Source organism: Ensifer adhaerens, from assembly GCF_001270265.1.
Classification (GTDB): Bacteria; Pseudomonadota; Alphaproteobacteria; order Rhizobiales; family Rhizobiaceae; genus Ensifer; species Ensifer adhaerens_B.
Genome location: NZ_LGAP01000034.1, coordinates 19,749 through 41,318, shown reverse-complemented (window position 1 = coordinate 41,318; position 21,570 = coordinate 19,749). Strand labels below are relative to the sequence as shown.

General features: G+C 61.9%; 19 protein-coding genes. 7 read left to right on the top strand and 12 right to left on the bottom strand.

Going from position 1 to position 21,570, the window contains the following annotated elements; all coding sequences use genetic code 11:
• Positions 1-63: 63 nt before the first annotated feature.
• Positions 64-936 (top strand): methylated-DNA--[protein]-cysteine S-methyltransferase, encoded by an 873-nt coding sequence (locus AC244_RS30125; protein ID WP_053252505.1) that lies wholly within the window; start codon positions 64-66, stop codon positions 934-936.
• 51 nt (positions 937-987) lie between these two features.
• Here AC244_RS30125 and AC244_RS30120 read toward each other — a convergent pair whose 3' ends face one another.
• From AC244_RS30120 to mepA, 6 genes are all read right to left on the bottom strand, one after another.
• The gene (locus tag AC244_RS30120; RefSeq protein ID WP_053252504.1) at positions 988-1,623 is read right to left on the bottom strand and encodes a 2,3-bisphosphoglycerate-dependent phosphoglycerate mutase; all 636 of its coding nucleotides are present in this window, start codon (positions 1,621-1,623) and stop codon (positions 988-990) included.
• 31 nt (positions 1,624-1,654) lie between these two features.
• Positions 1,655-2,473 carry a 4-hydroxy-tetrahydrodipicolinate reductase gene (gene dapB, locus AC244_RS30115; RefSeq protein ID WP_053252503.1) on the bottom strand — a complete coding sequence of 273 codons (819 nt, stop codon included), beginning with the start codon at positions 2,471-2,473 and terminating at the stop codon, positions 1,655-1,657.
• Positions 2,474-2,497: 24 nt separating this feature from the next.
• A complete protein-coding gene (locus tag AC244_RS30110; RefSeq protein WP_053252535.1) occupies positions 2,498-4,300 on the bottom strand; it encodes an ABC transporter ATP-binding protein in 1,803 nt (600 codons plus the stop codon).
• 110 nt (positions 4,301-4,410) lie between these two features.
• Positions 4,411-5,430 carry a glucokinase gene (locus AC244_RS30105; RefSeq protein WP_053252534.1) on the bottom strand — a complete coding sequence of 340 codons (1,020 nt, stop codon included), beginning with the start codon at positions 5,428-5,430 and terminating at the stop codon, positions 4,411-4,413.
• A gap of 45 nt (positions 5,431-5,475) precedes the next feature.
• Positions 5,476-5,856, bottom strand: a complete 381-nt coding sequence (locus AC244_RS30100; RefSeq protein WP_053252502.1) for a methylglyoxal synthase — start codon at positions 5,854-5,856, stop codon at positions 5,476-5,478.
• Between the two features lie 85 nt (positions 5,857-5,941).
• Positions 5,942-6,997 (bottom strand): penicillin-insensitive murein endopeptidase, encoded by a 1,056-nt coding sequence (gene mepA, locus AC244_RS30095; RefSeq protein WP_161807918.1) that lies wholly within the window; start codon positions 6,995-6,997, stop codon positions 5,942-5,944.
• A 222-nt stretch (positions 6,998-7,219) separates the two neighbouring features.
• On the opposite strand from mepA, the gene AC244_RS30090 reads away from it, so the two are divergent.
• The 5 genes from AC244_RS30090 (at position 7,220) to AC244_RS30070 (ending at position 14,088) form a co-directional block, all read left to right on the top strand.
• Complete coding sequence (locus AC244_RS30090) at positions 7,220-9,073, top strand: extracellular solute-binding protein (protein ID WP_053252500.1); 1,854 nt, start codon at positions 7,220-7,222, stop codon at positions 9,071-9,073.
• A gap of 183 nt (positions 9,074-9,256) precedes the next feature.
• Positions 9,257-10,339, top strand: coding sequence for a microcin C ABC transporter permease YejB (locus AC244_RS30085; protein WP_053252499.1), 1,083 nt, complete (start codon positions 9,257-9,259; stop codon positions 10,337-10,339).
• Positions 10,339-11,481 carry an ABC transporter permease gene (locus AC244_RS30080; protein ID WP_053252498.1) on the top strand — a complete coding sequence of 381 codons (1,143 nt, stop codon included), beginning with the start codon at positions 10,339-10,341 and terminating at the stop codon, positions 11,479-11,481. The genes AC244_RS30085 and AC244_RS30080 overlap by 1 nt, the downstream gene beginning before the upstream one ends.
• A gap of 8 nt (positions 11,482-11,489) precedes the next feature.
• Positions 11,490-13,118, top strand: a complete 1,629-nt coding sequence (locus AC244_RS30075) for an ABC transporter ATP-binding protein (RefSeq protein ID WP_053252533.1) — start codon at positions 11,490-11,492, stop codon at positions 13,116-13,118.
• 10 nt (positions 13,119-13,128) lie between these two features.
• Positions 13,129-14,088 (top strand): 2-hydroxyacid dehydrogenase, encoded by a 960-nt coding sequence (locus tag AC244_RS30070; RefSeq protein ID WP_053252497.1) that lies wholly within the window; start codon positions 13,129-13,131, stop codon positions 14,086-14,088.
• Between the two features lie 4 nt (positions 14,089-14,092).
• Here AC244_RS30070 and AC244_RS30065 read toward each other — a convergent pair whose 3' ends face one another.
• The 3 genes from AC244_RS30065 to AC244_RS30055 all read right to left on the bottom strand — a co-directional run bounded on the left by AC244_RS30065 (position 14,093) and on the right by AC244_RS30055 (position 16,900).
• Entirely contained in the window at positions 14,093-14,947 is an 855-nt protein-coding gene (locus AC244_RS30065; RefSeq protein ID WP_053252496.1) for an NlpC/P60 family protein, read from the bottom strand.
• A 6-nt stretch (positions 14,948-14,953) separates the two neighbouring features.
• On the bottom strand, positions 14,954-15,304 hold the full coding sequence (locus tag AC244_RS30060) for a MarR family transcriptional regulator (RefSeq protein WP_053252495.1): 351 nt from the start codon (positions 15,302-15,304) through the stop codon (positions 14,954-14,956).
• A 204-nt stretch (positions 15,305-15,508) separates the two neighbouring features.
• The gene (locus AC244_RS30055; RefSeq protein WP_053252494.1) at positions 15,509-16,900 is read right to left on the bottom strand and encodes a leucyl aminopeptidase family protein; all 1,392 of its coding nucleotides are present in this window, start codon (positions 16,898-16,900) and stop codon (positions 15,509-15,511) included.
• A 134-nt stretch (positions 16,901-17,034) separates the two neighbouring features.
• Here AC244_RS30055 and AC244_RS30050 point away from each other — a divergent pair, with 134 nt between their 5' ends.
• A complete protein-coding gene (locus AC244_RS30050; protein ID WP_053252532.1) occupies positions 17,035-17,856 on the top strand; it encodes a tetratricopeptide repeat protein in 822 nt (273 codons plus the stop codon).
• Positions 17,857-17,962: 106 nt separating this feature from the next.
• Here AC244_RS30050 and AC244_RS30045 read toward each other — a convergent pair whose 3' ends face one another.
• From AC244_RS30045 to AC244_RS30035, 3 genes are read right to left on the bottom strand one after another with little or no spacing between them, the layout of a single operon-like run.
• Entirely contained in the window at positions 17,963-18,949 is a 987-nt protein-coding gene (locus AC244_RS30045) for a type II secretion system F family protein (protein WP_053252493.1), read from the bottom strand.
• Positions 18,950-18,958: 9 nt separating this feature from the next.
• The gene (locus AC244_RS30040) at positions 18,959-19,969 is read right to left on the bottom strand and encodes a type II secretion system F family protein (protein ID WP_053252492.1); all 1,011 of its coding nucleotides are present in this window, start codon (positions 19,967-19,969) and stop codon (positions 18,959-18,961) included.
• A gap of 8 nt (positions 19,970-19,977) precedes the next feature.
• Positions 19,978-21,444, bottom strand: coding sequence for a CpaF family protein (locus AC244_RS30035; RefSeq protein ID WP_053252491.1), 1,467 nt, complete (start codon positions 21,442-21,444; stop codon positions 19,978-19,980).
• Between the last annotated feature and the right edge of the window lie 126 nt (positions 21,445-21,570).

Sequence of the window (21,570 nt, the reverse complement as noted above, 5' to 3'; positions counted from 1 at the left end):
TCAAGTTTCGGGTGGCAACGACACTGGCGGCATGATTACCTGTGTCATGACAGGAGATGACCGATGAACATAGCGACAACCCTACCCACCGACATCACGCCGAAAGGCACCGATTATGACACGGTGAGAAGCGTGATCGAAATGCTCACCGAAGAGTATCGCGAGCAGCCTTCGCTCGAAGCGATCGCCCAGCGGCTGAAACAATCACCGACGCAATTGCAGAAGGTCTTTACCCGCTGGGCCGGGCTGTCTCCGAAGGCCTTCCTGCAGGCAGTCACTCTCGACCATGCCAAGCGGCTCTTGCGCCAGGAAGACATGCCGCTGCTGGAGACCAGCATCGAGGTCGGGCTTTCCGGCCCGAGCCGGCTGCACGACCTCTTCGTCACCCATGAGGCGATGTCGCCGGGCGAATGGAAGGCGCGCGGTGCGGGCCTTACCATCCGCTACGGCTACCATCCCTCCCCCTTCGGCACGGCGCTGGTGATGATTACCGACCGTGGCCTGGCAGGCCTTGCCTTTGCCGATAGCGGCGGCGAGCAGGAAAGCTTCGAGGACATGGCGCATCGCTGGCCGAACGCCAGCTATGTCGAGGACAGCGCGGCGACGGCGCAATATGCGGCCCGCATTTTCGATCCGGAACGCTGGTGCGCGGACCAGCCCTTGCGTATCTTCCTGATCGGCACCGATTTTCAGATCCGCGTCTGGCAGGCGCTGTTGAAGATTCCGCTTGGCCGCGCCACGACCTATTCGACCATCGCCGGCAACATCGGCCAGCCAACCGCCTCGCGCGCGGTCGGGGCGGCGGTCGGCAGCAACCCGATCTCGTTCGTCGTTCCCTGCCACCGCGCGCTCGGCAAGAGCGGTGATCTCACCGGTTATCACTGGGGACTGACGCGCAAGCGCGCAATCCTCGGCTGGGAAGCCGGCAAGGCCTGAGAACGAAAAGGGGCGCCAGACGCCCCTTTTGCTTATTGATGCAGGCTCGGCTTAGTGAGCGGCCGACATATCGCCCAGCACTTCCTTGGAAGCGACTGTCGAGTTGGCGTTGAGCTTGTAGACCATCGGCACGCCGGTCGCGAGGTTGAGCTTCAGGATCTCTTCCTTGGTCAAACGGTCGAGAACCATGACCAGCGAGCGCAGCGAGTTGCCGTGGGCGGCGACGAGAACCTTCTCGCCGGCAAGCACACGCGGCAGGATATCCGTCAGGTAGTAGGGCCATACGCGGGCGCCGGTGTCGCGCAAGCTTTCGCCGCCCGGCGGCGGAACGTCGTAGGAACGGCGCCAGACATGCACCTGCTCTTCGCCCCACTTCTCGCGGGCATCATCCTTGTTGAGCCCGGAGAGGTCGCCATAGTCGCGCTCGTTCAGCGCCTGATCGCGGATGGTTTCCAGCGACGACTGGCCGACGGCATCGAGCACGAACTGGCAGGTGCGCTGGGCGCGGATCAGCGACGAGGTGAAGGCGACGTCGAACTTGATGCCGTATTCGGCGAGCGCCTTGCCACCAGCCTTGGCCTCTTCGACGCCAAGCGCGGTCAGGTCAGGATCACGCCAGCCGGTGAACAGGTTCTTCAGGTTCCAGTCGCTCTGGCCATGCCGGACGAGGACGAGGGTGCCGCTCATATGATTTCCCCTTGAGACGATAAAGATGGTGTCAGTTGAGCCCGAGAACATCGAGCATGGAGTAGAAACCGGGTTTCTGGTCGCGCGCCCAGAGCGCTGCGGTGATGGCACCGCGCGCGAAGATGGAGCGGTCGGTGGCGCTGTGGGAAAGCGTTACCTGCTCCCCTTCGCCGGCGAGAATGACCGAATGTTCGCCGATCACCGAGCCGCCGCGCAGCGTCGCAAAACCGATCGTGCCCTGCGGGCGGGCGCCGGTGTGGCCGTCGCGGACGCGCACCGAATTTTCCGACAGAGCGATGCTGCGGCCCTTCGCCGCCGCTTCGCCGAGGAGGAGTGCCGTGCCGGAAGGGGCGTCCACCTTGTGCTTATGGTGCATTTCGAGGATTTCGATGTCCCATGCGGCAGGGCCGAGGGCACGCGCCGCCTTCTCTGTCAGGACGCCGAGAAGATTGACGCCGAGGCTCATATTGCCCGACTTGACGACGCGGGCGTGGCGTGCGGCCGCGCGGATTTTCGCGTCGTCGTCTGCCGAGCAACCGGTCGTGCCGATGACATGCACGATGCGCGCCTGGGCCGCAAGGCCGGCAAATTCGACGGAGCCGGCTGGCGAGGTGAAATCGAGCACGCCTTCGGCTTCGACAAAGGCTTCGAGCGGCTTGTCGCTGACCACGATGCCGATCGGTCCGAGCCCGGCCAGCTCGCCCGCATCACGGCCGATGAAGGGGGAGCCTGGACGTTCGATCGCCGCATGCAGGCGGACGCCGTCCATGCCATGAACCATGCGGATCAACGTCTGGCCCATGCGGCCGGCCGCGCCGACGACCACAAGCTTCATGTCCGTTGTGCTCATCGGCGATTTTCCTTCCTGTTCATGTTAGATTTCGGCGTCGACCGACGCCTCGGGGGCCTTGCCCTGGAGATTGTGCAGGCGAGCGTAGAGACCGTCCTGACGGCGTGCAAGATCCTCGTGCGTGCCCTCCTCGACGACGAGACCATCCTTCATGACGATGATCTTGTCGGCATTGACGACCGTCGAAAGCCGGTGGGCGATGACGATCACCGTGCGTCCATGCATCGCCTCGTCGAGCGCCTTCTGCACCGCGGCCTCGGACTCGGTGTCGAGCGCAGAGGTCGCCTCGTCGAGCAGCAGGATCGGTGCATTGCGCACGAGCGCGCGAGCGATCGACAGGCGCTGCCTCTGGCCGCCGGACATCGTGACCCCGTTTTCGCCGACCGCGGTGTCATAACCCTGCGGCTGGGCGAGAATGAAATCATGCGCATAGGCCAGGCGGGCAGCGTCCTCGATTTCCGCGTCCGTCGCGTCCGGTCGGCCATAACGGATGTTGTCGCGGATCGAGCCTTCGAAAAGGTACGGCTGCTGTGAGACGTAGGCGATGCCATTGCGCAACGACTGTTTGGTGACGTTGGCTATGTCCTGCCCATCGATCAAAATCTGGCCGGAAGCTGGATCGTAGAAGCGGGGAACGAGGCTGATGACGGTGGACTTTCCAGCGCCGGACGGGCCGACAAGCGCTGTCGTCTTGCCGCCCTCGGCGACAAAGCTGACGCCCTTCAAGATCTCATCGCCATTGGCGTAGCGGAAACGCACATCGCGCAGCTCGACGGCTGCACCGTTAAAGGTGAGCTGCTTTGCATCCGGCTTGTCGCGCTGATGCGGAACGGTATCGAGGATCTCGTAGACCATGCGGGCATTAACCGCAGCGCGCTCCAGAGACACCTGCAGGCGGGCCAGCCGTCGCGCCGGGTCATAGGCCATCAAAAGGGCGACGACGAAAGCGAAGAAGGCACCTGGCGGAACATCGTTGTAGATTGCGCGGAATGCGGAATAGGCAAGCACGCTGGAGATGGCCAGGCCCGCAAAGGTCTCGGTCATCGGCGCCGTGCGTTCGCTCAGGCGAGCAATCCGGTTGGCACGATTTTCGGCCCGGTCGATGATTGCCTCGACCTTGCCGCGCAGCTCACCTTCCATCGTGAAGGCCTTGACGATGGAAATACCCTGGATCGTCTCCTGCATGGCGCCAAGGACACGGCTGTTCACATCGATGGCTTCGCGCGTTGCCGAGCGCAGCCGCCTGGAAACATACCGCAGGCCCAAAAGCAAAGGCGGCGCGGTCACGAAAACAATGATCGACAGCAGCCAGTCCTTGACGAACATCACGCCGATCAGACCGATCAGGGTCAACAGATCGCGGGCAATCGAGGTGACCGTCAGATTGAGCACGTCGCGGATACCGCTGACGTTCTGGCTGATCTGGGCTGCAAGCTGCGCCGACCGCGTCTCGCTGAAGTAGCCGACGCTGAGCGCCATCAGATGCGCGTAAAGCCGCTTCTGGTAGCGTGCGACGATGTTATTGCCGATCTTCGACAGGGCGACGGCCTGGCCATAGGTGGCAAAGCCGCGCAGCACGAACGCGCCAAAGATCGAGCCGCAGACCAGCAGCACGATACCCGCATTCTTGTTGGCAAAGGCCTCATTGATCACGGTTTCCATGATCGAGGCGGTAAAGCCGGTGGTCGCGGCGACGACAGCCAGGCAGGCAATGGCAAAGAGATAACCACGGATGTGGTCACGGCCGTTTTCTGCAATGACCCGCTTCAGGATTCCGCTGATGGTGTCGGAATCGACACTGTGCTGTTTTTTATCTTTAGCGCTCAAAAAGCCCGTCTTCCCTGAGCCTGCATGGTAGGCCGACGCCGACACTACCTTTCCCGGGCTCTATAGTGGTTTGATGCGGCTTTGGCGAGTCTTTGCGCGATCGGACGCCTTCAGCTTCTCCACCGGCGTCCTTCCGTTGCAACACCGAAGTCTCTCGGCGTGCGCGCGAAAGCCGCCAAACCGGAGAGCGCCGCCATCGGGTGGATGACCGCAAAGGTCGGGATGGTCTTCATCAGCGCCGAATGCGGCGCCTTGTCTTCGAAGGCGGCCCGGAACTCCGGCTTCAGCAGTGCAGGCAGGATCTTCTGCGAAATGCCTCCGGCCAGGAACACGCCGCCGCGCGCCATGAAAATCAGCGCCATGTCGCCGGCCACGCGACCAAGATAGGTCGAGAACAGCGATATGGTCTCGACGGCAGCGGAATTGTTGCCGGCAAGCGCGCTTGTGGTGACCTCGGCCGGGTCGTTCAGGATCGATTCCTCGCCATTGGCGGCGCAAACGGCGCGATAGAGGTTCATGATGCCGCGGCCACAGAGGATCTGCTCGCCGGCCATGCGCCCCTCGATCGGCTCCAGGAACGGCCAGATCTGGTAATCGCGCTCGGTGCGTGGACCGATATCGACATGACCGCCTTCACCGGGCACCGGAAACCAGGTGTGCTGCGCAAAGACCAGGCCGCCAACGCCGAGCCCGGTGCCCGGACCAAGAACGACGCGCGAGGTCAGCGGGCGAATGCTGCCGCCGCCGATCTGGACCAGATCTTCGGCCGCGGGGGCGGCGACGGCCAGCGCCTGCGCTTCGAAATCGTTGATGATGAGGACGTCTTCCAGCCCAAGGCTGGAAAGCATGTCCTTCGGGCGAATCACCCAGCCGGCGTTAGTCAGCGGAATCTCGTCGCCCCTGATCGGGCCGGCGACGGCGAGGATTGCCGAGCGCGGCTGGACAGACGTCTTGTCGAGGATGCTCTTCTGCATCGCTTCCTCGATCGTCTCGAAATCGCCTGTCTTGATCGGCGGCAACTGCTTCGGCTCGGCAAAGGCATCGAGCAGCAGGGCGAAGCGGGCATTGGTGCCGCCGATATCGCCGATCAGGATCGGAAAGGAAAAGCTGTTGTCACTTGCACCGGGCATCACACTGTCCATCCTGATCGTCGCCGTGAGGTTTCGAATTCTCTATCAGTTGTGGTTGAAGTCGATCAACTGCTCGGCCGTGGCGCGATTGAGCGCCATCGGAATATCGTAGACGATCGCAAGCCGCATCAACGCCTTGACGTCGACATCATGCGGCATGGCCGTCAGCGGATCGACGAAGAAGATCAGAAGCTGGATGTCGCCGGTGGCGATCATCGCGCCGATCTGCTGGTCGCCGCCAAGCGGGCCGCTTTTCAGGCGCGTGATGTCGAGACCGGGGCAGACATCGAGAACGCGGCCGCCTGTCGTACCCGTGGCAACGATCTTCCACTGCGAAAAGACCGCCTCGTTTGCCTTGGCAAAGGCGGCGAGATCGTCCTTCTTCTGATCGTGAGCGATCAGGGCAACGCATTTCCGATCCGCCATGCCGTATCCCCGCCATCAAATTTAAATCGATTTGATGGCCCTATACATGAGCCTATCGAGATTGAAAAGGCGCAAGCCGAGACGGCTATTGCAGCGTTGGGCGCGGCAGCGGCAGGGGAACGTCGGCCGGCGGCAGATCGGTCGCTGCATTGCCGATCACCTGCTCGATGCCCTGCTCGGCAGGCGCCGGCGACGCGGCACGATAGGCCAGGCCATAGGTCGCCTCCTGCTCGGAGGCGGGCGCCGGTCCGTTCAGCACCAACGTGCAGGCCTTCGGCAGATCGGCCATGGTGGTCAGGCGGGGCTTCACCGGCGTTTCGCCAGGCTTCTTCTTCGGCTTTGCCCAGGGCGCATCGGTAAACCACCAGGCCAGCGACTTGTCGCAGCCGTCGCCGGCCGGAACGGCCGCCTGGTCCTTGCAGGTCGTCGACCCGGCCGGGCATTTGATACGGATGTGAAAATGGTAGTCATGGCCGTAGATCGGCCGGACCTTGCCGAGCGCCGAACGATCGCCGTTCCAGGTGTCGCAGAGCTTCTTCTTGATCGCCGGGTTGACGAAGACCCGCTCGACCTGAGGGTAGCTGGCGGCCAGCATGATCAGCCGGGCATGCGTCGGCGTCCAGATCGATGGATCGACGGTCAGAAACTTGTTCTTCTGCAGCATCGACGTTGCGGCGATGTCTTCGCGTTCCGGGCCTGTCAGTGTCCTTTGCGGCATCGGCGTCAGCCAGATATCGGCATCGAGACCGATCTGGTGCGAGGCGTGGCCGGAGACCATCGGCCCACCGCGCGGCTGCGAGATGTCGCCGAGGAGCAGGCCCGGCCAGCCGATCTTTTGCGCAGCGTCATGGGAGAACTGTTCGATCAGCGCGATCATCTGGGGATGGCCCCAGCGACGATTGCGCGACAGCCGCATTGCCTGCCAGGTGGGGCCATCCGTAGGGATCGCCACGCCACCGGCAAGGCAACCTTTCGCATAAAAGCCATAGGACGAGGGCGCCATCTGTGCCGGCAGCGTCTTGGCGCCAAAGAGCGCCTTTGCCGGCGTGTCGTCGGCCTTGGCAACATCGGCGATCAAGAAGCTCGTTCCGAGCAAAAGCGCCAGAAGCGCCGAGCCACAGCGTCGTATTGCAGCAACCATGTCCAATTCCGTTCCGTTCATTCCCCGACGGCGAACCGCACCGGCAATGGGTGCGAGATGCCCGATATCCCCTGATCCTAAGGTGCTGCCTTTGCCTCAGCCTTGCGGATCACCGGGATGTGACGCAAAAATTTCGCCTGATTTGCGGCAGTGCCTGTCATTTGGCCCGATTTCGCCTATTCTCTCGCAAAAGAACATTGAAATATAAGGGGTACTGATTGGATGCTGGTTATTGGCAGGACTGCAAGAGCACGGCTGACGGCCACACTTCTGGCGGCCACGCTTTTTCTCCCACCTGCAGTCTACGCCCAGGAACAGCCGGCCTTTCGCAACGGCCTCTCGCTCGTCGACGAGCCTAAATACCCACCCGCCTTTGAGCACTACGACTATGTCAACCCGGATGCGCCGAAAGGCGGAGAACTGAAACTCTCGCAGACCGGAACCTTCGACACCTTCAACCCGATCCTCGACAAGGGCGAGGCGGCCGCCGGGCTACCGCTTGTCTTCGATACTTTGATGAAGTCGGCCGACGACGAGATTTCGACCGCCTATGGCCTGCTCGCCGAAGGTGTGTCCTACCCCGACGATATTTCGTCTGCCACCTTCCGACTGAGGCAGGAAGCAAAATGGGCGGACGGAAAACCGGTAACGCCGGAAGACGTCATCTTCAGCTTCGACAAGGTCAAGGAACTCAATCCGCTCTATGCCAGCTACTACAAGCACGTGACCTCGGCGGAAAAGACCGGCGAGCGCGACGTCACCTTCCGCTTCGACCAGAAGAACAATCGGGAATTGCCGCATATCCTCGGCCAGTTCCTGATCCTGCCCAAACATTGGTGGGAGGGGCAAGGTCCGGACGGAAAGCCTCGCGATATCACGCGAACGACGCTCGAACCGGTGATGGGGTCGGGACCCTATCGCATCGCCACGTTCTCGGCCGGAGCAACGCTGCGATACGAGCTGCGGGACGACTATTGGGGCAAGACACTGAACGTCAATGTCGGGCAGAACAATTTCGGCGCGATCAGCTACACGCTCTTCGGCGACCGCGATGTCGAGTTCGAATCCTTCCGATCGGGCAACACCGATTACTGGACCGAAAACCAGGCGAGCCGCTGGGCGACAGGCTATGATTTTCCGGCGGTGAAGGACGGCCGCGTCAAACGCGAGAGCTTGCCCAACCCGCTCAGGGCAACGGGCATCATGCAGGCAATGGTGCCGAACACGCGGCGCGCGCCCTTCAATGACGAGCGCGTGCGCGAGGCTCTGAACTACGCCTTCGACTTCGAGGAAATGAACCGGACCGTTTTCTACAACCAGTATACCCGCATCGACAGCTACTTCTGGAACACCGAGCTCGCCTCGTCGGGCCTGCCGGAAGGGGCCGAATTGGCAATCCTCAACGAAGTGAAGGACAAGGTCCCGCCGGAAATCTTCACGACACCCTATGCCAACCCGGTCGGCGGCTCGCCGCAGACGTCACGCGACAACCTGCGCAAGGCGATCGCTCTGATGAAGGAGGCCGGCTACGAGCTGAAGGGCAACCGGATGGTCGAAGCCAAATCCGGAAAACCCTTCTCCTTCGAAATCCTGTTGAGCAGCGCCACCCTCGAGCGCGTGGCCCTGCCCTACGCGCAAAGCCTCAAGAAGATCGGCATCGAGGCGCGTATCCGGACGGTCGATGCCTCGCAATACACCAACCGCACACGCGCCTTCGACTACGACATGACCTGGATCGTCTGGGGGCAGACACTGAGCCCCGGCAATGAGCAGCTGGATTTCTGGAGCTCGAAGGCGGCAAAGGAACAAGGCTCGCGCAACTATGTCGGCATCGCCGATCCCGGCATCGACGCATTGATCGAGAAAGTGATCTTCGCGAAAGACCGGCAAACTCTGGTGGCCGCGACCAAGGCGCTCGATCGCGTCCTGTTGGCGCACCACTACGTCGTGCCGCTCTACTACAAGAAGGATGCGACGATTGCCTACTGGGACAAGTTCGGGCGGCCGGCAGAGCTACCGAAATACGCGATCGGCTTTCCCGACATCTGGTGGTCGAAGGCAGCCACGGCCAAATGAAGCCCTTGCGCTCCGCTGCCGTCTCGATTCCAAATGCAGAAAAACGAATCAGTGAAACACGAAACAGGCCCGACTTGGGCCTCAAAGCCGCAAGGAGACGTGAGGATTGAGACATCATAGGGCGCACGCCAACGCTTCGCGGGTCCGGGCCACCGGCAACACGTCGATCGAGAGGCTGGCCTGATGGGTGCCTATATCCTGCGGCGACTGCTGCTGATGATCCCGACGATCGTCGGCATCATGGCGATTTCCTTCATCGTCGTTCAGTTTGCACCCGGCGGACCGGTCGAACAGGTGATTTCGGAACTGACGAACGCCGGCGGTTCCGACCGCCTGAGCGGCGGCGGCGGCGACCTGATGCAGGGTAGCGGCGACGAAAGCGGCCGGTACCGCGGCGCCCAGGGGCTCGACCCCGAATTCATCGCCAAGCTCGAAAAGCAGTTCGGCTTCGACAAGCCGCCGCTCGAACGCTTCGGCACGATGATGTGGAACTATATCCGCTTCGATTTCGGCGAGAGCTTCTTCCGCAACACCTCGGTGATCGACCTCATCAAGGAGAAGATGCCGGTCTCGATCTCGCTCGGCCTCTGGATCCTGCTCTTCTCCTACGCGATCTCGATCCCGCTCGGCATCAAGAAGGCGGTGTCGGACGGATCGGCTTTCGACGTGTGGACGTCGGGCATCATCATCATCGGCTATGCCGTTCCGAGCTTCCTTTTCGGCATCCTGCTGATCGTCGTCTTCGCCGGCGGATCGTTCCTCGACTGGTTTCCGCTGCGCGGCATCGTTTCGGACAATTTCTGGCAATTGCCCTGGTGGCAGAAGATCCTCGACTATTTCTGGCACATGACGCTGCCGCTGATCACGCTTTTGCTTTCGGCCTTTGCGACGACGACGCTGCTGACCAAAAATTCGTTCATCGACGAGATCAAGAAGCAATATGTGACGACGGCGCGCGCCAAGGGCCTGACCGACCGCCAGGTGCTCTATGGTCACGTCTTCCGCAATGCGATGCTGATCATCATCGCCGGCTTCCCGAGCGCCTTCATCTCGGCCTTCTTCACCGGTTCGCTGTTGATCGAATACATCTTCTCGCTCGATGGCCTCGGCCGGCTCGGTTATGATTCCGTCGTCAAGCGCGACTACCCGATCGTCTTTGCGACGCTGTTTATCTTCTCGCTGATGGGGCTGCTCGTCAGCCTGCTCTCCGACCTCATCTATACCTGGGTCGATCCACGCATCGATTTCGAGCGGAGGGACGTGTGATGAGCACCGTCACCACCGCCCCCACCCAGGTTGCCGCCCCGCCGCGCGGCTGGCTGTCGCCGGTCAACAAGCGGCGCTGGCAGAATTTCAAAGCGAACCGGCGCGGTTACTGGTCGCTCTGGCTTTTCCTCCTGCTGTTCGTGCTAAGCCTCTTTGCCGAGTTCATCGCCAACGACAGGCCGATCATCGCCTCCTACAAGGGCGAGATCCTGTTTCCGGTCGTGGTCAACTATCCCGAGGAGAAGTTCGGCGGCTTCCTTGCCGAGACCGACTACCGCTCCGACTTTATCCGCGACGAGATCGAGGCCAACGGTTGGATGATCTGGCCGCCGATCCGCTATTCCTATCAGACGGTCAATTCGAACATACCGCATTCGGCACCGACCGCGCCCTTCTGGCTGATGAGCAAGGACGAGCGCTGCTCGGCCTATCCGGAAGGCACCGCCGACCGCAACTGCATCGCCGGCAACCTCAACTGGCTCGGCACCGACGACCAGGCGCGGGACGTAACGGCACGCATGATCTACGGCTTCCGCATCTCGGTGCTCTTCGGGCTGGTGCTCACCATCGCCTCGGCGATCATCGGCGTGACGGCCGGCGCGGTGCAGGGCTATTTCGGCGGCTGGACCGACCTTTTGATGCAGCGCTTCATCGAAATCTGGTCGTCGATGCCGGTGCTCTACATCCTACTGATCATCGCCGCGATCCTGCCACCCGGCTTCTTCATCCTGCTCGGCATCATGCTGCTCTTTTCCTGGGTCGGCTTTGTCGGCATCGTGCGCGCCGAGTTCCTTCGGGCTCGCAACTTCGAATATGTGAATGCGGCGCGCGCCCTTGGCGTCGGCAACGGCACGATCATGTATCGCCACCTGCTGCCGAACGCGATGGTCGCGACCCTCACCTTCCTGCCGTTCATCCTCTCGGGCTCGATCACCACCCTGACCTCGCTCGACTTCCTCGGCTTCGGCATGCCGCCCGGCTCGCCCTCCCTCGGTGAGATGATCGCCCAGGGCAAATCCAACCTGCAGGCGCCCTGGCTCGGGCTGACGGCCTTCTGCGTCATGTCGCTGATGCTGTCATTGCTGATCTTCGTCGGCGAGGCGACCCGTGATGCCTTCGACCCGAGAAAGACATTCCGGTGAGCGCGACGATGACCGATCCCATTCTTTCCGTGCGCGATCTGTCGGTCGCCTTCCATCAGGGCGGCAACACATCGATTGCGGTCGACAGCATTTCCTTCGACATCCAGCGTGGCGAAACGGTTGCGCTTGTCGGCGAGTCCGGCTCCGGCAAATCCGTGTCCGCCAACTCGATCCTGAAGCTTTTGCCCTACCCCTCGGCAAGCCATCCGGGCGGCGAGATCCGCTTCAACGGCAAGGACCTCCTGAAGGCCAGTGATGCGGAGCTGCGGCATGTGCGCGGCAACGACATCACGATGATCTTCCAGGAGCCGATGACGTCGCTCAACCCGCTGCATCCAATCGAGCGGCAGATCGGCGAGATCCTCGAGCTGCACCAGGGGCTCGAAGGTGCCGCGGCGCGCGCGAGAATTCTCGAGCTCCTGAACCAGGTCGGCATCCGCGAGCCGGAGAAGCGGCTTGGCGCCTATCCGCACGAGCTTTCCGGCGGCCAGCGCCAGCGCGTGATGATCGCCATGGCGCTCGCCAACCGTCCTGAGCTGTTGATTGCCGACGAGCCGACGACGGCGCTCGACGTCACCGTGCAGGCCCAGATCCTTGAACTCTTGAAAACGCTGAAAGATCAGCACGGCATGTCGATGCTGTTCATCACCCATGACCTCGGCATCGTGCGCAAGATCGCCGATCGCGTCTGCGTGATGACCAAGGGCAAGATCGTCGAGACCGGGCCAACCGCCGAGATCTTTGCCAATCCGCAGCATGCCTATACCCGCCACCTGCTCGCCTCCGAGCCAAGGGGCAACCCGCCGCCCTCCGACAGCGCCAAGCCGATCGTCATGGAAGCGGCTGATGTGAAGGTATGGTTTCCGATCAAGTCCGGCTTCCTGCGCAAGGTCGTCGACCATGTAAAGGCGGTCGACGGCATCGACCTGCAGCTGCGCGCCGGCCAGACGCTCGGCGTCGTTGGCGAATCGGGCTCCGGCAAGACGACGCTGGGCCTGGCGCTGACGCGGCTGATATCCTCCAAGGGTCGCATCGCCTTCGTCGGCAAGGACATCGCCGCCTACAGCTTCCGTGAGATGCGGCCGCTCAGAAACCGGATGCAGGTGGTATTCCAGGACCCCTACGGTTCGCTGAGCCCGCGCATGTCGGTTGCCGACATCATCGCGGAAGGACTGAAGATCCACGAACGCGCATTGTCGGACGACGAGCGCGATGGCCGCGTTGCCGCGGCGCTTGAGGAGGTGGGGCTCGACCCCGCCACCCGTTGGCGCTACCCGCACGAGTTCTCCGGTGGCCAGCGCCAGCGGATCGCGATAGCGCGGGCGATGGTGCTGAAGCCGAAATTTGTGATGCTCGACGAGCCGACTTCAGCGCTCGACATGAGCGTGCAGGCGCAGGTGGTCGACCTCCTGCGCGACCTGCAGAGCAAACACGACCTCGCCTATCTGTTCATCAGCCACGACCTGAAGGTGGTGCGGGCGCTTGCCAACGAGATGATCGTCATGCGCATGGGCAAGGTCGTCGAACAGGGTCCGGCTGAGCGCATCTTCAATGCCCCACAGGAAGATTATACCAAGGCCCTGATGGCGGCCGCCTTCAACCTCGAAGCCGTCAACCTGTCCGCCATCCGCCAATAGAGTTCTCGCAATGTCCTCGAAAAGCCCCGTCATCGTCGATCTGAAGTTCATTCCGGAAGAAGTGGAAGCGGCACTGAAAGGTGCCTTCCCGGATCGCGAGGTGATCAACCGCGCCGATGCCATCCATCACAATCGCGATCTCTCAGGGATCGATTATGCGGTGGTGTGGAAATCGGCACCGGACCTCTTCGAGAGGGCGCCGGATCTCAAGGTGGTTTTCTCCGGCGGCGCCGGCGTCGACCACGTTCTGACATTGCCGGGTCTGCCTGATGTGCCGCTCGTTCGTTTCGTCGATCGCAGCCTGACGACACGCATGAGCGAATGGGTGGTGATGCAATGCCTCATGCATCTGCGCCAGCACCGGGCCTACGAAGCGCTTGCGGCAAAGCGGGAGTGGCGGGATCTTTTCCAGCCCGAGGCGGCGGGCGTTACCGTCGGCATCATGGGCATGGGCGTGCTGGGTCAGGACGCGGCGCGCAAGCTTTCGGTCATGGGCTTCAACGTCGTCGGCTGGTCGCGCAGCAAGAAGGCGGTCGACGGCATCGAGACCTATGCCGGCGACGAACTGGACGCCTTCCTGGCGCGCACGGATTTCCTGGTCGGCCTTTTGCCGCTGACGCCGGATACCAAAGGCATCTTCAATGCCGGGCTTTTTGCCAAGTTGAGCCGCAACGGCCGGTTTGGCGCGCCCGTCTTCGTCAATGGTGGCCGCGGCGGCAGTCAGGTCGAAGCCGATATCCTGAGTTCGCTCGATAGAGGGATTCTCGGCGGCGCCTCGCTCGATGTTTTCGAGCAGGAGCCGCTGTCGCCGGAAAGCCGCTTCTGGCAAATGCCGAATGTCTATGTGACGCCGCACGTCGCCGCGTCGTCGGACGTCAAGGCCCTGTTCAGCCACGTCGAGCAGCAGATCGCCCGCCTCGAAAGCGGTCTGCCGCTGCAGCACGTGGTGGACAAATTAGCCGGCTACTGATCCATCAAGGTCTGCGATAGCCCGTCGGCTGGTCGTAGAGCCAACCAATGCGCTTGATGGAGGCTTCCAGGCCCTCGCGCGCCACGGTCATCGTATGGCCGTTGGCGTGGATCAACGTCGCGTCGTCTTCCATCAGGGCGACGTGCCCCTTCCAGAAAACGAGATCGCCGCGTTTAAGCTCTTCACGTGCGATCGGCATTCCCAAACCAGAAGCCTGCATGTCGGAATCGCGCGGCGCGAGCTTGCCGACCATCATCATCGACAGCTGCACAAGGCCGGAACAATCAATGCCGAAACCGGAGCGTCCGCCCCAGAGATAGGGGGTTTCGACAAAGCGGGCGGCGACCGAGACATAATCGCCCGGCACGACGCTGCCGACCTCGATGCAGTGGTTGGCAATCACCGCCTGGCCACCGTCGAGCAGGAAATAGCGGGTGCCGCGGGTCTCGCGCTCGTCGACGACCGCCAGACGGCTGCCCATCGACAACGGATAGACCGTCGGAAAACGCAGATCATGACCGGAATAGACGAAGGTGCGCGGCACGGACACGATATGCGTCGGGCTCTTGACCACCGGCGCAAGGCAATATTCCGGGAGGTAGCCGACATAGCCGTCGAGATCGGCCTTCACCCAGCACCAGCTCTCATTGGTATCGAGCACGCGAACCGATTCGCCGAGCAGCAGTTCGGTATCCGTGCCGCAGGCAAGGTCGGGCTTTGCCCGAAGCGGCGTCACCGGCACCGAGACGCGGGCAACGCTTCCCTCGACATAGCGCTCAGCTTCGACGACGCCACGAAGGCGGCTCTCGGCGAGGTCGGCTCGATAGGCATTCAGGCGGCGATCCGGAAGTGTCGACATATCAACTCACTTAGGCTGTTTGCGGCCCTGATCAATGATCAGATCGCCGAACTTTTCAAGATAAAGAGCACCGTCGACTGTCCTTTTGATGACGACGTTGCGTCGATCGCGATCGTCGCGGACGCGATCGACAAGGCCGAGCGCACCCATGGTATCGAGCGCGCGTGTGATCACCGGCTTGGTGACGCCAAGCGTCGCGGCAAGGCCACGAACGGTGTGGGGCGGCGGTACGAGATAGATCTGCAAGAGGATCGCCATCTGGCGCAGCGTCAGGTCGCGACCGTCGACGCGCACCTGTTCCAGCGATACCGTGTGCCAGAGCCCAAGGGCCTGGGAGGGCGTAAGCTCGACCGGCAATGGCAACTCCTGCGCAGCTGCAGAAATCCCGGATCGCTACCGGTTTGAGGATTCGTGCAGACCGTCAAATGGCTACAGCGACCGTGGCGCTTCCGATGGAAGCCGGCGCTGCGGTGGTTCACCACCATAGCCGCGGACCGTTACGCAAGCGTTTCTTTTTTGACGGCCAGCGCCTGGTCAGCGCCGGCCGTGTGCGAGCGAGCGTTACTTGGCGATCTGCCCGATGTGCTGATAGAGCGCGCGAATGGCCTGGGCCTCACCGCCGACCGGCGAATGCGGCCGCTCGGACTGCGCCCATCCGAAGATATCGAAATGCACCCAGCTCTTGGTGTTGGTGACGAAGCGCTTGAGGAAGAGCGCGGCGGTGATCGAGCCTGCCATGCCGCCCGAAGGTGCGTTCGTCAGATCGGCGATGCGCGCGGAGACGTCCTTGTCGTAGCCCATGTGCAAAGGCATGCGCCACATCGGATCGTCGACGCTGAGGCTCGCTTCCGTCAGATCGTGCGCCAGCTCGGCGTCGTCGGTGAAAAACGGCGGCAGGTCGGGGCCGAGCGCAACGCGGGCGGCACCGGTCAGCGTTGCCATGTCCACGAGCAGATCGGTCTTTTCCTCGTCGGCATAGGCGAGCGCATCGGCAAGAATGAGCCGGCCCTCGGCGTCGGTGTTGTCGATCTGCACCGTCAGGCCCTTGCGGCTGCGATAGATGTCGCCGGGCCGGAAGGCATTGGCGGAGATCGAGTTCTCGACAACGGGGATGATGACGCGCAGATCGACCTTGAGCTTCGCATCCATGATCATCAGCGCGAGGCCCATGACGTTGGCGGCACCGCCCATGTCCTTCTTCATCAAGAGCATCGAGGAAGCCGGCTTGATGTCGAGGCCGCCGGTGTCGAAGCAGACACCCTTGCCGACCAGCGTTACCTTCTTGTGGCCCTTCTTGCCCCAGCGCAGTTCGAGAAGGCGGGGGGCTTCGGCACTCGCGCGGCCGACTGTGTGCACAAGCGGGAAGTTCTGTGTCAGCAAGGCTTCGCCGGATATTACCGAAACATCCGCCTTGTAGTGCGTTGCAAGCGCACGGAACGCCGCCTCCAGCGCCTCGGGACCCATGTCGTTGGTCGGCGTGTTGATCAGGTCGCGGGCAAGAAAGACGCCGGCAAGCTGGCGCTTGATGTCGGCCGCATCGGCATCAGTCGGGATCAGCAAGGTCGGCGGCTCGCCTTTTGCCGATTTGTAGCGCTCGAAGCGGTATGAGCCGAGACCATAACCGAGCGCCAGCCGGTTGGCGGTCAACGGCGCCGTTTCGATATGCCACTTGCCCGCAGGCAGAGCGCGCGCGAGCTTGCCGGTCAGGAACGGCGCTTCGGACGGGTTGCTGCCCAGGCCGAAGAGTGCGCCGCCCAGATGCCCATCGGAAGACGGGATCAGAAGGACAGCGCCCGATTCAGCCTTGAAGCCGGCCTTGCGCGCCCAATCAAGCGCGATCGGATCGATGGCTCCCGTTTCGATATGCGCCGGCGTGACCGCGAATATCGGCAGCGTCTTGCCTGCGCTGGTGTTGAACGGCGACGGCCGTTCGATGAATTGATAGGGGGCCATGGAAGTCCTCGGCTGACAGAGATGGATTCGCGCAATTAACGCTCTGTTAGGGTTAACAGATTATTGCTGGAGTGAAAGTTGCGCCGATGTTGTTTGGAGTTCTGGTGCGCGAATGCATGCTGGGGACACCGCCGATGGCCAAACGCACGATCTCATCCCGAAACGTCCAACGTCTGCTGCAAGGCGCCGCGATCGCGATGGTCGCCCTGTCCATGGCCGGCTGCGCCAACCAGCCGAAGAAGGAGCTGACGACGGGTTCCATTTCCCGCACGTCGAAGCCCGTTCAATCGATGACGGCATCGGAACTCGCCCAGGCGGCCGAAGGCATCGGCCAGGCCTATGAGAAAAACCCACGGGATCGCGAGGCCGGGCTCAACTACGCCAACCTTCTGCGCATGACCGGTCGCAACGAACAGGCGCTTGCCGTCATGCAGCAGGTCGCAATCAACCATCCACAGGACCGCGAGGTTCTCGGCGCCTACGGCAAGGCGCAGGCCGCTGCAGGACAGCTGGAACAGGCATTGAACACGATCAGCCGCGCCCAGACACCGGACCGGCCGGACTGGAAGCTGAAATCAGCCGAAGGCGCTATCCTCGACCAGCTCGGCCGCGCGCAGGAAGCGCGCCTGCGGTACCGAGAAGCGCTTGAGCTTAGGCCCAACGAGCCCTCCGTCCTCTCCAACCTCGGCATGTCCTACCTTCTGACCAAGGACCTGCGCACGGCGGAAACCTACTTGAAATCGGCGACAGGCCAGCCCGGCGCCGACAGCAGCGTGCGGCAGAACCTCGCGCTTGCGGTCGGGCTGCAGGGGCGCTTTCAAGAGGCCGAAACGATCGCCCGCCAGGAGCTTTCCGGCGAACAGGCGGAAGCCAACGTGACGTATCTGCGCTCGATGCTGTCCCAGCAAGGCGCGTGGAAGCAGTTGGCAAAGGCGGACGAGGCCAACACCAACTGAGCTTCGCCAGTTGGCAGCCGCCATTTCGTCGGCTGCCGCCGCAAAGTGCCATCTGGCGGGCTGCACCTGCCCGCCATTCCCATGCATTACCGGGCAACCGGGGATTTCAGAACTTGTCGGCGACCTGGATGCCGGCCGGACCGAGGATGACGGCGACGAGAACCGGCAGGAAGAACAGGATCATCGGCACGGTGAGCTTGGGCGGTAGCGCAGCCGCTTTCTTTTCCGCGGCATTCATGCGCTGGTCACGGCTTTCCTGCGCCAGCACGCGCAATGCCTGCGCAATCGGCGTTCCGTAACGGTCGGCCTGGATCAGTGCCTGAACCACCGACTTCACATCATCGATGCCTGTGCGATGGCCAAGGTTTTCCAGAGCGGTGCGCCGGTCGGGCAGAAACGAGAGTTCGGCCGTCGTCAGCACCAGTTCTTCGGCCAGAGCAGGCGATTGGGCGGCGATTTCGTCGGCGACGCGCCGCATGCCAAGCTCCATCGACACGCCGGATTCAACGCAAATCAGCAGAAGATCGAGCGCATCCGGCCACGCGCGGCGAATGGAATGCTGTCGCTTGGAGATGGCGTTGGCGACAAAGATGTTCGGCGCGTAGAAGCCGACATAGGCAAAGCCAACGGCAAAGGCGAACCGCATCATGAACGGTTTCTCGGCGAAATTGCCGAGCACGAAGATATAGACGACCGCGACGACGAGAAACAGGAAGGGAAGGCAGAACCGTGCAAAGAGGAAGGTGTTGAGCGCGTTCTGGGAGCGATAGCCTGCCATCTTGAGACGGCTGACCGTGTTGTCATCGACGAGGGCCTTGCGCAGGTTCAGCCGCTCGACGATCTGGCGAACGGAGGTGTTGTTCTCGCCGCGCAAGCTGGCTTTGCCGCTCGAGACTTCGGCCGCAAGACGCGCGCGTTCCCGCGCACGGATCTGCTCCCGCTCGGTCGCCACGGATTTCATCCGCTTACCGAGGTCTCCACGCTCGAAGAGCGGTACGACAAGCGAATAGAAGGTCGCCAGCACGGCAAACGAGACGAGAACGGCAATGATGATATTCGGATCCGTCAGCGTCTTGATCAATCCTTCGCCCATATTCGCCCCTCAGATATCGAAGTTGATCATATTGCGCATGACCAGAATGCCGATGCTCATCCACACCAGGCCAGCCCCGATTATCAGGTGGCCACGCTGGTCGGTGAACAGGACCATCATGTAGTCGGGAGATGTTACGTAAACGAGGAACGACACGATGAACGGCAAGGCGCCAATGATGCAGGCCGAAGCCTTCGCCTCCATCGAAAGGGCGCTAACCTTTGCCTTCATCTTTTTCCGTTCGCGCAGAACCTTCGACAGGTTGCCGAGCGCTTCGGACAGATTGCCGCCGGCCTGCGCCTGAATGGCGATAACAATTGCGAAAAAGTTCACTTCTGCCAGCGGGATGCCGTTGATCATGCGGGCGCATGCCTCGGTGACGCTGAGGCCGACCTGCTGGGAATCGACGACACGGCGAAACTCGGTTTTCACCGGCTCCTGGCCATCACTGGCGATAAGGCGCAGAGCATCATTCAAGGGAAGGCCCGATTTGATCGAGCGAACCATGACGTCGAGCGCGTTGGGAAACTCTTCAAGGAATTTCTTGCAACGGCGCTTGATCAGGAACCCGACGAACCAACGTGGCAGGCCCGCGCCCGCGATCACACCGACACCAGCAGAAATAGCCAGGCCGAGGCCAGCCAGGAGCGCGACAATGAAGGCGATGAAGCCGAACACCACACTGAAAAGATAAAACTGCGCCAAGGAAATGGAGAGGTTCGCCTGTGCCAGGCGGGCCTTCATCGAAAGCGTCGTCTTGGCCGACTTCTCCTGCTGTTTTTTCTCGAGTTCCTTCAACGAGTCCTGAACGGACTTGCGTCGCTTCGACATCTCGCTGACACGATCGCGAGCCGCCTTGACCTTGACGCGATCTGTTTCGGCTGCGCCGACCTTGCGAATTCGACCTTCCGCTTTTTTCTCGGTCTCGATCCGGGAGTAGAGGACAACATAGGCAAGCCCTGCCGCTGAAATTGCGACGAGGAATGCCAGCGCCAGGACGGGGATGCCTATGCCGAACATCGTGGAGACTAGCCCTTATCCATAGCGTCGAGCGTCGCCGCCAGGCGTTTGTCTTCGTTGAAGTAGCGGGCGCGGTCCCAGAAATGCGGGCGACCGATGCCGGTGGATACGTGGCGGCCGACAATGCGGCCGTTGGCATCTTCCCCTTCGATCTCGTAGCGCATCAGATCCTGGGTGATGATGACATCGCCTTCCATGCCGGTCACCTCGGTGATGTGGGTGATGCGGCGGGAACCGTCTCGCAGGCGTGCCGCCTGGATGATGACGTCAACGGATCCGGAAATGATCTCGCGGACTGTCTTGGCCGGCAGCGTATAGCCGCCCATGGCGATCATCGACTCCATACGCGCGAGGCATTCGCGCGGCGTATTGGCGTGGATCGTACCCATGGAACCGTCGTGGCCGGTGTTCATCGCCTGCAGCAAATCGAACACCTCGGGTCCGCGCACTTCGCCGACGATGATGCGTTCGGGCCGCATGCGCAGGCAGTTCTTGATGAGGTCCCGCATGGTAATCTCACCCTCGCCTTCGATATTCGGCGGCCGGGTTTCGAGCCGAACCACGTGCGGCTGCTGCAGTTGCAGTTCGGCGGTGTCTTCACAGGTAATCACCCGCTCGTCGAGGTCGATGAAGCCGGTCAAGCAGTTCAGAAGCGTCGTCTTGCCCGAACCGGTACCGCCGGAGATGACGATGTTGCAGCGGACGCGGCCGATGATCTGCAGAAGGACGGCGCCCTCAGGCGTGATCGCGCCGAATTTCACCAGCTGATCGAGCTTCAGCTTGTCCTTCTTGAATTTGCGGATCGTCAGTGCGGTACCGTCGATGGCGAGCGGCGGCGCGATAACGTTGACACGTGAGCCATCGGGAAGACGCGCGTCGCAGATCGGGCTGGATTCGTCGACGCGGCGGCCCACCTGTCCCACAATCCGCTGGCAGATCGACAGAAGCTGGGCATTGTCGCGGAAGCGAACTTCGGACTCGATGGTTTTTCCGCCGACTTCGATGAAGGTCTGACCGGCACCATTGACCATGATATCGGCGATGTCGTCGCGCGCGAGCAGCGGCTCCAACGGCCCATATCCAAGAACGTCGTTGCAGATATCATCGAGCAGTTCCTCCTGCTCGGAGATCGACATCGCGAAATTCTTGATCGTGATGATGTCATTGACGATATCGCGAATTTCTTCGCGTGCGCTCTCCGTATCGAGCTTCGCTAGTTGCGAAAGATCGATCGTGTCGATCAGGGCCGAGAAGACCTGTGATTTCGTGTCGTAGTAGTCCTCAGTGCGGGCGGGGCGCTTCCTTTGCGCCGGAGCTTGCGATTGCGGGCGCGAAGCGGGCGTTTGAGAATCGGCAAGCACCGGCACGGCAGCGCGCTCGATCACCGCCGATTGGGTAGCAGGGACGATCGGCGGCATCGCTGCACCTGTGGTGCCGCCTTTACCGAAGCCTTCGTTTCCGCGTTTGCCGAACATGTTCCTGATCCGTCCGTTCTAGAGCGTTTCCGTCTTAACTGGAGCCTTAGAGACGCTCTATCTCTTTGTTTTTTCGCATTTCCTGACGGAAAACCGCTCCGCACTTTTCCTGGAAATGCTCTATGC